The organism is Chitinimonas sp. (genome assembly GCF_041904975.1).
Lineage (GTDB): Bacteria > Pseudomonadota > Gammaproteobacteria > Burkholderiales > Chitinimonadaceae > Chitinimonas.
On record NZ_JAYRLZ010000126.1, the window covers coordinates 1 to 12,057 of the forward strand.

General features: G+C 60.4%; 11 protein-coding genes and 1 pseudogene. 4 read left to right on the forward strand and 8 right to left on the reverse strand.

All coding sequences use genetic code 11. The features are described 5' to 3' along the window. Positions 1-73: 73 nt before the first annotated feature. Entirely contained in the window at positions 74-403 is a 330-nt protein-coding gene (locus tag ACE3OH_RS12645; protein ID WP_374353094.1) for a tautomerase family protein, read from the reverse strand. 93 nt (positions 404-496) lie between these two features. Here ACE3OH_RS12645 and ACE3OH_RS12650 point away from each other — a divergent pair, with 93 nt between their 5' ends. Further along, the gene (locus ACE3OH_RS12650; RefSeq protein WP_374353097.1) at positions 497-1,375 is read left to right on the forward strand and encodes a LysR family transcriptional regulator; all 879 of its coding nucleotides are present in this window, start codon (positions 497-499) and stop codon (positions 1,373-1,375) included. Positions 1,376-1,449: 74 nt separating this feature from the next. Next, positions 1,450-2,394 (forward strand): PHB depolymerase family esterase, encoded by a 945-nt coding sequence (locus ACE3OH_RS12655; protein WP_374353100.1) that lies wholly within the window; start codon positions 1,450-1,452, stop codon positions 2,392-2,394. 78 nt (positions 2,395-2,472) lie between these two features. Here the strand turns inward: ACE3OH_RS12655 and ACE3OH_RS12660 are convergent, their stop codons facing one another. From ACE3OH_RS12660 to ACE3OH_RS12675, 4 genes are read right to left on the reverse strand one after another with little or no spacing between them, the layout of a single operon-like run. After that, a complete protein-coding gene (locus tag ACE3OH_RS12660; RefSeq protein ID WP_374353103.1) occupies positions 2,473-3,396 on the reverse strand; it encodes a hypothetical protein in 924 nt (307 codons plus the stop codon). 8 nt (positions 3,397-3,404) lie between these two features. Next, positions 3,405-4,535 carry a succinyl-diaminopimelate desuccinylase gene (gene dapE / locus ACE3OH_RS12665; protein WP_374353106.1) on the reverse strand — a complete coding sequence of 377 codons (1,131 nt, stop codon included), beginning with the start codon at positions 4,533-4,535 and terminating at the stop codon, positions 3,405-3,407. Between the two features lie 9 nt (positions 4,536-4,544). After that, entirely contained in the window at positions 4,545-5,303 is a 759-nt protein-coding gene (locus tag ACE3OH_RS12670; RefSeq protein WP_374353109.1) for an alpha/beta family hydrolase, read from the reverse strand. Between the two features lie 9 nt (positions 5,304-5,312). Continuing rightward, on the reverse strand, positions 5,313-5,663 hold the full coding sequence (locus ACE3OH_RS12675; protein ID WP_374353112.1) for an ArsC family reductase: 351 nt from the start codon (positions 5,661-5,663) through the stop codon (positions 5,313-5,315). A 458-nt stretch (positions 5,664-6,121) separates the two neighbouring features. Here ACE3OH_RS12675 and ACE3OH_RS12680 point away from each other — a divergent pair, with 458 nt between their 5' ends. After that, the gene (locus ACE3OH_RS12680; protein ID WP_374353116.1) at positions 6,122-6,793 is read left to right on the forward strand and encodes a hypothetical protein; all 672 of its coding nucleotides are present in this window, start codon (positions 6,122-6,124) and stop codon (positions 6,791-6,793) included. Positions 6,794-7,297: 504 nt separating this feature from the next. Then, positions 7,298-8,377 carry an IS5 family transposase gene (locus tag ACE3OH_RS12685; RefSeq protein WP_374353119.1) on the forward strand — a complete coding sequence of 360 codons (1,080 nt, stop codon included), beginning with the start codon at positions 7,298-7,300 and terminating at the stop codon, positions 8,375-8,377. 143 nt (positions 8,378-8,520) lie between these two features. Here ACE3OH_RS12685 and ACE3OH_RS12690 read toward each other — a convergent pair whose 3' ends face one another. The 3 genes and pseudogenes from ACE3OH_RS12690 to ACE3OH_RS12700 all read right to left on the reverse strand — a co-directional run. Next, entirely contained in the window at positions 8,521-9,678 is a 1,158-nt protein-coding gene (locus ACE3OH_RS12690; RefSeq protein WP_374353122.1) for a PilT/PilU family type 4a pilus ATPase, read from the reverse strand. A 96-nt stretch (positions 9,679-9,774) separates the two neighbouring features. After that, the gene (locus ACE3OH_RS12695; protein ID WP_374353125.1) at positions 9,775-11,454 is read right to left on the reverse strand and encodes a vanadium-dependent haloperoxidase; all 1,680 of its coding nucleotides are present in this window, start codon (positions 11,452-11,454) and stop codon (positions 9,775-9,777) included. A gap of 168 nt (positions 11,455-11,622) precedes the next feature. Next, a pseudogene (locus tag ACE3OH_RS12700) lies at positions 11,623-12,057 on the reverse strand (long-chain-fatty-acid--CoA ligase); the annotation flags it as partial.

Sequence of the window (12,057 nt, forward strand, 5' to 3'; positions counted from 1 at the left end):
CTCCGGCGCTGCCAAGTGGCATGCACCAGAGTGTTACCCATGTCCCCGCACACCTGTTACCTATGTGTCCGGTCTATACAAAGTGAATGAAAACATCGGCCGCTGGCCAGCCGGCGCCCTGCTGCACGTTTTCGGCGATCGCCCTGAATAGGGCTTTCTTGGTGGCGGTATCACGGCCAAAACTGGCGAACACCTGGATCAGTAGCATGCGCGAGCTATGGGCAATGCCAAGGTAGGACGCGGTGCAGATCATCTGGCTTGGCGCATATTCATCGATCAGCTGAAAACGGTCGTCAGCCGGCACGGCAAAAGTGGCGACCAGCGCCGTGTGGATGGCGTCGGCAATGGCGGCTTGGGTGGCGGCGGTGGTTCCGGCGGGAAGGGCGATTCTGACGAGAGGCATGGTTGGCTCCTGCTTGAGGTGTGCCACCACTGTATCGCCGCGTTATAATTTTGAAAATTTGATAATTTTCAGAGTTTGTTGAGAAAATCTCGTATGTCTTATGAATTGCTGGATCTGGCGGTATTGCGCAGTTGGGTGCTGGCGGTGGAGCTGGGCAGTTTTGTGCGCGCCGCCGAGCGGGTGGGGCGTACCCAGTCGGCGATCAGCCTGCAGATGAAGGCGCTGGAAGCGCAGCTGGGCAGCCCGCTATATGAGCGCGGTGGGCGCGGCTTGGTTCCAACGGCGGCGGGTGAGCGTCTGCTGGTGTATGCGCGGCGCTTGCTGGCACTCAATGACGAGGCGGTGGCTGCGGTGCGCGGTAGCGGGGTGAGCGGCGCGGTGCGCTTTGGCATGCCGGTGGACTTCGAAGCCAGCTGGCTGCCCGAAACGCTGGCGCGCTTCAGCCGCGCCTATGCCGGGGTGCGGGTCGATGTGGTGGTTGATCGCAATAGCGCCATCCTGCGCCGCTTTGACGCGGGCGAGCTCGACTTGGCAGTGTGTTTTGACCCGGATGCCAGCCACGGTGAAGTACTGGCCCAGCTACCCATGCGCTGGCTGGCTCACCCCGACTTTGCCGCCAGCGATGCCGAGCTGCCGCTATTGCTGCTGGAGGCGCCCTGCGTGTGTCGGCAGGCGGCGATTGCGGCGCTGGATGGTGCCGGGCGCAGCTGGCGTATTGCGGTCAGCAGCCAGAGCCTGGCCGGTGTGTGGGCGGCTGCCGGGGCGGGCATGGGGGTAACGGTGCGTACCGCGCTGTCCTGTCCGCCGGGCCTTGCTGATGTTGGCGAGCGTCTTGGCTTGCCGCAGCTGCCAGATTGGCCGCTCTGCCTGGCGGTGGCCAGCCGTGAGCCAACTGCAGCGGTAAGCCATCTGCGTGATAGCGTGTCAGCCTTGCTGAGTCGAGCCATGGCGGAACCTGTCGCTGAGCGTTAGTCGGGCCGCAATGCTGGTCTGCGCCGATTGCGGATGCAGCTGCAGATCATTCAACTTCCCAAAAACCAGAACACATGACATTTGCAGCCAAGTTGAAAGCCGTCTTGTACGGCATCGACGCGCCAGAGGGGCCGCTGGCAGCCATCACTGAGGGCGAGTTGTCGCGGCAGGATGGTCTGCGTCGATACCTGTTGGCATTACCCAGTCAGCCGCCATCTGCCAAGCGCCCCTTGCTGATCATGCTGCATGGTGGTGGCGCCAGCGCCGCCCAGGTGATGGGGCAGGCCTTTCCGCCATCGCCGCTGTCGGTGTGGCGGGAGATCGCCGAGCGCGAGCAGTGGGTAGTGGTGGCGCCGGAGGGGGCGGGTGGCAAGGGCTGGAATGATGGCTTTGCCGATACCCGGCTGAAACCGGCGCATGACGATGTCGGCTTTGTCAGCGACTTGATCGACCTGTGCCTTGCCAGGCATCAGGTCGATGCGGACCGGGTCTATGTGATCGGCGTGTCGCGTGGTGGCATGCTGGCCTACCGCCTGGCGGCCGAGCTCGGTGAGCGGCTTGCGGCATTTGCTGCGGTATTGGCATCAATGCCGGTCCATGCCGAATATGCGGCGCCCAGCCGGCCCTTGCCTGCGCTGATTGTTGCCAGCAGCGCTGATCCGTTTATCCCCTATGGCGGCGGCAAGCGCTGGTATATCCCGGTTGGGGCCATGCTGGGCGCGGAAGCGTCGGCGGCGCGTTGGCGCGAGCTGGCTGGCTTGGTAGGTGAGCCGCAACGCGAAGTCATTGGCGAGGCTAGCGGCAAAACCCGTGCAACGCGGTTCAGCTGGGGTAAGCACGCAAATCAGCCGCAGCTGGTATTGATCAAGGTGGAAGGGGCGGGCCACACCGAGCCCAGTCGGCGCAAGCGCTACCCGGCGTGGATGCGCTGCCTGATCGGTGCGCAGAACGCCGACTTCGAGCTGGCCGAAGAGGCCTGGGCCTTCTTCCACGATAAGCGGCGGGGCTGCGCTGATTGATTGTTCGAGTCGGGCGGCTGCGGCTCGCCATCGCGCTGGTATGCCAGATGCTTGCGGATGCTTGAACCGGCTGGTCCATCAAGCCGTAAACACTTTTCCGAACAAGAATCGCCGCAGCGGCGCGCCATCGGGCACCTCTGCCTTGTTCAGCAGCGCGCGAACCCCTGTCTCGCTCAGCCAGTTTTCTGCCTCGTACAGCAGGACATCATAGGACGACAACTGTGCCTGCCAGCTCGCCAGTTTGTGTGCCGGCTTGCCCAGCACTGCCATCAGGTCTAGTGCCGCCAGCCATGGGCCGCTGTCCGGTTGGCGGTAGACGCGCAGGCGCTGTTCTTCGAATGTCCACACCCGCACGCCCTCGTGGCGGCCACGGTCGTCGATCTTCACCGGCAGGTTGCTGTTGAACACAAAGGGGCGGCGCTGGTAATGCAGCTTGTAGGCGGCGCGGCGGCGCTCATGGTTGGGGAATACATCGCCGAGCAGATAGCGCTGCAGCAAGGCGATGTGGCGGCCGCTGCGTTTGCTGAGCAGGCGCTCGACCCCGGCTTGCGATAGCCAGGGCTGTTCATTGATCACGGTAAGCTCGTGCTCGCCAAAGCCAACCAGCATGCGGTGCAGATCGCGGCGCGATTTGCCCAAGGCGAGGGCGATATCGGCGGCGGCCAACCACAGCTGGTCGTCGTCATCAAAGCGGGCGCGCAGGCGCTGGTTGTCGTATTCGTAATACTCGCCGCCCAAGTCCTCCAGCTCCTGGCGCAGCCGCTGCCGCTGTGCCAGCAGCAGGCCGATGATCAGCCACAGGAAGATCATGGCCAACATCATCCGGCTGCCGGCGCCCAGGCTGTGATCCGGGTTGCGCCAGCCGTGCCGGTATACCAGATAAGCCCCGTAGCCGAACAAGGCGCCTGGCGGCACGATGGCGCTGGCGACCAGCAATAGTCCCAATGGCCGCCGGCGCGGCCCGCGCATGGCTTTGAGCAGGCGGCCTATCAGGGAGAGCATGGCAGCGATCAGCCCAGCAAGGTTTCCAGGGTGCGCCGGTAGATGGCGGCCAGCTTGGGCACATCGGCCACCGCCACGCATTCATTGAGCTTGTGGATGGTGGCATTGATCGGGCCGAATTCCACTACCTGCGGGCAGATGGCGGCGATAAAGCGGCCATCCGAGGTGCCACCGGTAGTGGATAGCTCGGCCGCCACGCCGGTCTCGGCCGCGATGGCAGCCTGTAGCGCATTGGACAAGATGCCCGGCTCGGTCAGGAAGGGCTTGCCGCCCAGCGTCCATTGAATGTGGTAGTCCAGACCATGGCGATCGAGCACCGCGCTGAGTCGCTCTTTCAGGCCGTCGGCGGTGCTGGCAGTGCCAAAGCGGAAATTGAACTGGGCGGTCAATTCGCCGGGAATGACATTGGTGGCGCCGGTGCCGGCATGGATATTGGAAATCTGCCAGGTGGTGGGCGGGAAGAAGGCATTGCCTTCATCCCAGTGCATTGCCGCCAGCTCGGCCAGCGCTGGTGCGGCCAGATGTACCGGGTTTTTCGCCAGGTGCGGGTAGGCGATATGGCCTTGCACGCCATACACGGTGAGCTTGCCCGATAGCGAACCACGGCGCCCGTTCTTAATGGTGTCGCCGAATACCGTGCTGGACGTTGGTTCGCCGACAATGCAGTAATCAATGGCTTCGCCACGCTCGGCCAGGGTTTCTACTACCCGCACCGTACCATCCACCGCCGGGCCTTCCTCGTCCGAGGTGATCAATAGCGCGATCGAACCGTGATGATCGGGATGGCTGGCGACAAACGCTTCAATGGCGGTAATGAAACCCGCTAGCGAAGCTTTCATATCGGCGGCGCCGCGGCCATAGAGCAGGCCGTCTTTTTCGGTAGGGGTGAAGGGCTCGCTATGCCATTGGTCATGCGGGCCGGTTGGCACCACATCGGTATGGCCGGCAAAGCACACCACCGGCCCCTGTTTACCGCGCCGTGCCCAGAAGTTATCCACTTCGCCATGGCGCATCCGCTCTACGGTAAAGCCGCAGGCTTCCAGCCGGCGAATCATGATGCCCTGGCAGCCGCCATCTTCCGGCGTGGTGGAGTTGATGGCGATCAGCTGACGGGTAAGGTCTAGGGTGGGGTCGGTCATGCTCGGTCTCTATCGGATAAGCTGGGTAAAGAAATCGACACCAAGCGCGCCAAGCAGGCGGATGGTCTGCTCGGTAGCCTGGCGCGCACTGGCATCATCGCCAGTTTTGAAACTATGGTCGCCACTGATGACATCCACTCGCACCGCAGCGGCACGGGCGGCAAATGCATACAGCGTGCGGGTGTCGCATAGCCGGTCCCGGTCGCCCGCCACAAAGCCGATCGGCCGGGTTTCGCTTTCGATACCGGGGTAGGCCGCATCTGCATCGGCCAGGAAGGCGGGGCGATGTGGCGAAGCCGGAAAACTGCACAGCGGCGTTATCAACCAGCCACCCTTGATCGCCTTGTCGCTGGCCAACAGGCGCCACGCCACCACGGATCCGAGCGATTTGCCCGCGACAAACAGCTGATCGGCCCGCACCCGTGCATCTTTGCGCATGGCGGCCAGTACCGAGCGCATATCGTCGAGCTCGGTAGCCAGGTCGGCTGATGGCGCGCCGTGCAGTGGGTCGGCAACAAAATAGCGCCAGTTGAAGCGATACACCGCAAAGCCGTGGGCGAGCAACTGTGCAGCCGGCTCGGCGATGGCCGGCATATCCAATGGGTATTTCTGGCCGGGTGCAATCAGCACCGCCGGGAACGGGCCATCGCCTTGGGGAAATTGGGCGACAAAGGGAAGTGATTGGCCATGCGCCGCTGCCAGCGCGGTGTCGGCCACGGCGGGGGCTGCCGCGATAAGGCTGGCAAGCAGCAAGGGAGCGCGGCTCATCGCCTTGCCTTAACGCCCAAAATGCTCGGCATAGCGCTCCGGCTTGAAGCCGACCTGCAATGGCCGCCCGGGCACTACCAGCACCGGCCGCTTGATCAGCGAGGGCATCTCTATCATCAAGGCAATGGCGCTTGCCGCATCGACAATACTGGCCTGCCGCGCGCTATCGAGCTTGCGCCAGGTGGTTCCCTGACGATTCACCAGCACCTCCCAGCCAAGCTGGTCCACCCAGCCTTGCAGCGTAGCGGCATCGATGCCGAGCTTTTTGTAGTCGTGGAATGCATAAGTCAGTTCATGCTCATCAAGCCAGGTACGCGCCTTCTTGACCGTGTCGCAGTTGGGGATGCCGTAGAGTTTCATGTTCTTGCCGTATTCACAGTAGCGAGAGCCCCGTCGGCAGCGCTGCGCTGATCGCAGAAACATAACATCAGCGAGGTGCGCCTTTGGCGACGGGAGTGGGGAGGGTGGAATGTAGCAGGAAATGACTGGCGTTTGAGCATCCGCTGCCGCAAAGCCCTCGACATAAAAGTCCCGTCGCTTGTTCTACCAAAAGTCGGCGCGCCTTCCTTTCGGTTGCAATGCGCGGCGGAAGGGATACAGATAGTTTTCGTGGGCGCCTAAGGCATCGATTTGTCGATGACTGACGTGTGCGCCGAATCGTCAAAGGCTAGGCGCAGATAACAGAATCTACCGGTGTGTGGGGCGGAGATTGATGATAAAATAATGGTTCCTTATAAAACCGAAGTCAGCCATTCAAAATCCGCATTGTTTGGCCTCGCTGATATGGTGGCTAATCAAAAAATCTCTAGGGAAGTATCATGAAGTATAAGGCTGTCATTCTTTTTGTGTTGCTGGTTTTTGGCTTGTCGTCAAACTCGGCGCCCGTGGCGGATGCTGATATCTTTAGCTTGTCGTCAAACTCGGTGCCCGTGACGGATAGTAATCGCATGGAGGAGTTTGCTAAGTCACCTACGACAGAGAAGTGCGCAAGAATAGGCAAAAAGTTGGCGAGATCTTTTAGGCCGTATTTTTTGAATATGGATTCATCTTCAACCATGCTGTGGTTTCGAATTCCTCAGCTTGAGCAGACTGATCAGCGTGATCGGCTGGAGCTTTTATGTGTTAATAATTCAAAAAATACTATTGCGCCGGATCCGGTTCTTGTCCGTATGGGGTTTTGGAAGTTGCCGGTCAAATCGCAGATTGGATCTGTAGTAAAGGAAATGGCTTTGGCGGGGCTGAGTATTCCGGAAAAAGATACGTTGGAGTTGGTGGGAAGCTGCATTTCATTGGTTAATCGACCGGTTCCGGCAGATGCGAATGGATTGATGGTGCAATATCGTTCGTTTGACAGCACGTTTAGCTGTCAGAGTAATCTGCAAAATGGGCTGAGCGTTGGATTCACTAGTGATTTATCCAATGAAGGCCTAGAAAAAACGTGCTCGGTCGTTAGCAAAACTGGATCCCTTAAAAACTTGCCTTGCTGGTAATATCCTGCTGGATGTCCGTGGGTGGCTTTCGCTGTATTCAGCAAGTGGCTAGAACGAAGTGATGCTGAATCTGGGGATGAGCCATTGAAAGCCATCCCTGGATTCCGCCTGCGGCTGCATCCAGGCTACCTGCGGTCGTAGTACTAAATGATCGACTACCTTGTCTTTTCCTGATTGGGAAGCTGGGGGCATCAATCAGAACAATAAGACGGCCGTTGGAAACACGGCGCTATTTCTAGAAGTACAAACGAGCGATAGCGAGGCTCCCTCGCGGCGGCGAGGGCGGGGGGAGTGGGTTAAAACAGGAATTAGCCGCACCGCATACGAATTCACCAATCGTTAGCACCCGGCTTTGCCGGGTGCATGAGCATAGGGTTGAACACCCAAAATGCCAATCAAACCCAGCGGCTAACAGGCTGGTGAGAAACTCTCTGCCCCTTGCTGCAAGCGGAGTTTGAGGCAGAATTCTGCCTCAATTCAGCCACCTACTTTCACCGACTTTCCATGCGCGGCCAAGAGAACTCCCAGTCGTCGATGTTCAGCTATATCAGTCTGGAACAACGCGTCCCCATTGATCACCCACTGCGCCGCCTGCGTCTGCTGGTCGATGGCATCCTCGCCAACATGAGCGCGATGTTTGATGAGCGCTATTCGCATACCGGTCGTCCCTCGATCCCACCTGAACACCTGTTACGTGCGTTGTTGCTGCAGATCCTCTTTACCGTGCGCAGCGAACGGCTGCTGATGGAGCAACTGGACTACAACCTGCTGTTCCGCTGGTTTGTCGGTCTGAGCATGGATGACGCCGTCTGGGATCGGACCGTATTCAGCATCAATCGCGACCGTTTGCTGTGCACCGACATGGGCCGTGAGTTCTTCCGGCGGGTGCTGTATCTCGCTGAATGGCAGGGCTTCGTGTCGGACGAGCATTTCAGCGTCGATGGCACGATGATCGAAGCGTGGGCCAGCCATAAAAGCTTTGTACGTAAGGACGGCAGTGGTCCCGATGTCCCTCCGGGGCGGAATCCCGAGGTGGACTTCAAAGGCGAGAAGCGCAGCAATGCCACGCATCAAAGCGCCACGGACCCGCAGTCACGGCTGTACAAGAAGGGCGAGTTCACCGAAGCCAAGCTGCGCTACATGACCCACGCGCTGGCCGAGAACCGCAACGGCCTGATCGTGGACGTGGAGACCACCCAGGCCAACGGCCGTGCTGAGTGGGAGGCTGCGCAGACAATGATCGTGCGTAGCGTCCGCAAGCCTGGTGCCACCGTGGGGGCGGACAAAGGCTACGACACCGCGGGCTTCGTCAAGGCGCTGACGCGCCGCGGCATCAAGGCGCACATTGCGCGCAAGGCGACCGGCAGCGCCGTGGACGGCCGCACAGCGCGCGGCAAGGGTTACGCCATGAGTTTGCGGCGCCGCAAGATGATCGAAGAAGCGTTTGGCTGGATCAAAACAGTGGGTGGCCTGCGCAAGACGCGGCACAAGGGGCTGGAGAAACTCTCAGGCCAGGCGCTGTTCACGTTCGCGGCCTACAACCTGACGCGCCTATTGAATCTGATGCGGCCGGCGACGGCATAGGGATCAGTCCGTCTGCCAACTAGCCAAAGGCAGAGGGAGCGGGCGAAGTGCTCTGAGACATTGGCTTTGGCGTGCTTCCCGCGCCGGAAAAAGCTACGGGAAGAACATAATTCGCAGGAAATAGAGAGTTTCTCACCAGCCTGCTAATGCAGATCAATATCAAAGCTGATTTCCGGCTCCGCCGCCTTGGCAGCTTCCGCAGCGACGCGGCGTTGGCTGCGTTCGGCTTCCTGTTCTTCCTGCGATTGGGCGTTATTGATCAGCCAGGCCAGGTTGGTGGCGGAGTCGGCATTGGCCATGGCTTCGTCGTAGGTGATTTCGCCGGCACGATACAGCTTGTACAGCGCCTGCTCGAAGGTTTGCGAGCCCTGATACAGGCTTTGCTCCATCGCCTCTTTCATCTGGTCGATCTCGCCGCTCTTGATTAGATCGGCAATGCGTGCCGAATTGATCATCACCTCCACCGCCGGGGTGAGCTGGCCCTGTTTGTTCTTTACCAGCCGTTGAGAGATCACCGCCTTCAGCGCTACCGACAAGTCCATCAGCAAGCTCTCGCGCGCCTCGTGCGGGAAGAAGTTGATGATGCGGTTCATCGAGTGATAGCTGTTATTGGCGTGCAGGGTGCTGATGATCAAATGCCCGGCCTGGGCATAGGTCAGCGCATGCTGCATGGTCATCTTGTCGCGGATTTCACCGATCATCATCACATCGGGTGCTTCGCGCATGGCGTTTTTCAGGGCATCGGAAAAACTGTGGGTATCGATGCCCACTTCGCGCTGGCTGACGATGCTTTTGCGGTGCGGGTAGATGTATTCGATCGGATCTTCGATGGTGAGGATATGGCCGGGGGTGGTGGTGTTGCGGTGCTCCAGCATGGCGGTGATGGTGGAGGTTTTGCCCGAGCCGGTGGAGCCCACCACGAAGATCAGGCCGCGCTTTTCCATGATCAGCGACTTGAGCGCATCAGGAAGGCGCAGATCGTCAATGCTCGGCGAAATGGCCTTGATATAGCGCACCACGATGCCGACATGGCTGCGCTGCCGGAACAGATTGATACGGAAATTGCCGACGCCCTCGTACAGATAGCCGAAATTCATTTCCCATTCTGATTCGAAGGTGGCGCGCTGCTCCTCGCTCATCAATTCATCCGCCAGCGCCTTGACATGCTCGGGCGCCAGAACCTGCTTATTGACCGGGTACAGGGTGCCCTGGATCTTGACCTGGACCGGGCTGCCGGCAGTCACAAACAAATCGCTGGCCTGTTTGTCGGCCATCATCTTGAAGAAGGGGAGCAGGTTCATGGCATGGGCTCGGAATGGATCGCTGTCAGTTTAGCACGGCGAAAATGGCAGAAACCCGCTTGGGAGCGGGTTTCTGGGCTCTTTGCCGTCGCACAGCTACTTGGGCGTGGCGGTGCCGCTCCATAGAGCGCTGGCATGGCTGAACGCGTTGGCGCCGATCTTCTTGCCCATGTCGCGCGCACGCAAATCGGCGTCCTGGAAATGGATGCCACCATACAGGCGCGAGATCCCGGCCTCGTTCGCAGCTTCCTGTAACGTATTCCAGCGCAATACCACCAAGCTGGCGGGCGACTTTTCGAATGCGCCCGAGCCGATCTGGGCGCGGTATTCGCCCATGCGGTCCAGTTGGCCATCGTGGTCGTCGTCAGTCAGCAAGGTGGTGGTGCCGTCGTAGTAACTGCCGGTGCCGCTAAAGCGGGTCAACACTTCGGCGGCGCTGGCGCTGAAGGTGCTATGCCCCGACACGTATTCGGGGAAGGCGGGTGTGACGAAGGTGGCGGCCTGGAATGGCATCCACGTTTGGCCGGCGATGGATTGGGTGCCCTTGTTCGGGCCACCCCAGGCGCGAATGGTCTGGCCGAAGTAGGCATGGCGAATTGCCGAGATTGGCCGCACAAACTGGTAGAAGCGCTTGGCCTCCCAGGCGGCGATGCTCGAATCGAGCAGGGCGCCATCAAGGGCGAAGTACATCTTCACATCATCATCCAGGCTGTGTTTGTCGCGCAGGGAGATGCCGTGGGCAATTTCATTCCAGTGGCCGGGTGGTGTCTCCGAGCGCGGGCCGTCGGCCCAGTATTCAGCGATGACCTTCAGCTTGTCGGTGAGCGTGGCGCTGATGGTCAGCACCTGATCCATCTGGCTCTTGTAGGCCGCATCGTTGGTGGTGACCACGCCTAGTGCGTCGGTATAGCTGGATGGATCACCGGCCTTGGGTGGCGCCGGTGGGCGATACTGGCTGCCGCTGTCCATGGCGAACGGCTTGACCGCACCCCAGTGCGGGGTCAGATAGACCTGGTCCTTGAATGTGGATGGCTGGTTGTCGTCGACCACCGGGTTGCCGGCGGTGTCGGTGAGGGTGCCGGTCGGTACGCGCAGGGGCTGCCAGAGATTGCGATTGAAGCCCGTACCGCCGGGCGCATTGGCGCCAGTCGGGCTGTTGGTCGGCGTGTAAAGCTGTGGGTAGGTAGCGGAGACGACATCGGCGTAATTGTTCGCTTCGTTCGATCCGTCACTGGCGCGCGCCGCCAGCACGGCCCGGGCGGCGGCAAGGCCGATGCCGGCGGGGCTGGCCGGGTCGGTGGCGGCGTTGGCGATGCTCAGGCCCTGCCGGCGCATTTGCGCGGCAAAGTCACCGGTATCGGCCTCATATTTCGGAAACAGCGCAATCAGCACCTGGTATGCAGCCTGGCTGGTGGCGGCGAGTTTATTGGCGTCGTTCTGTTCGCCGGCCGGACGTCGCTGGCTGACTGGCAGTGCGGTGGGTACGGCCGACGGGGTGTATAGCGCCCAGGCGTCGTAAATGGCGGCATGCACCAAATACATTTGCCGTGCCACTACGGTCGGGCGCGGGCCGCTATTGCGAATGGCCGACAGCATCAGGTCATTCCACTCGACAATGCTATTGGGCTTGTAGGTACTGGCGCTTGGTCCGGCGGGGCCCTGTGGGCCGGCTGGGCCTTGCGGCCCCTGGCTGCCGTCGTTGCATGCTGCAAGCAACAGGGTCAAGGAAAGTAAGGTGAAGGTGGTTTGCCTATGCAGGCGTTTGCGCAGTAGCACGACAACAGTCCTTTCGATCGGTTCGGGATGAAACCGCCGAACTATAGGTAGTGGAATGCCGCGCTTGCCAAATGAATCGGTGCGCAGTGGTCTGTAACGCACGGTTTGCAATGTTGCAGGCATAAAAAAGCCCCGGGCTTGCCGGGGCTGCTGCTGGGCAGTGCAAGGCTATTTGGCCTTGGCCAGCTCCTCATCGCGCAAGGCGCGGCGCAAGATCTTGCCGACATTGGTCTTGGGCAATTCGCTGCGGAACTCCACAAAGCGCGGTACTTTGTAGCCGGTCATTTCCTTCTTGCAGTGCTCGATGATGTCTTTTTCGGTGAGAGCCGGGTCTTTCTTCACCACGAAAATCTTCACCACTTCGCCGGACTTCTCGTCAGGTACGCCGATGCAGGCGACTTCCAATACCCCTGGGTGCATGGCGACCACTTCTTCGACTTCGTTCGGGTAGACATTGAAGCCCGACACCAACACCATATCCTTCTTGCGGTCGACCAGCTTTACATAGCCGTTGGGGTAGAGCATCGCCATATCGCCGGTGGCCAGCCAGCCGTCGGCGTCGATTACCTTGGCGGTTTCATCGGGGCGTTGCCAGTAACCCTT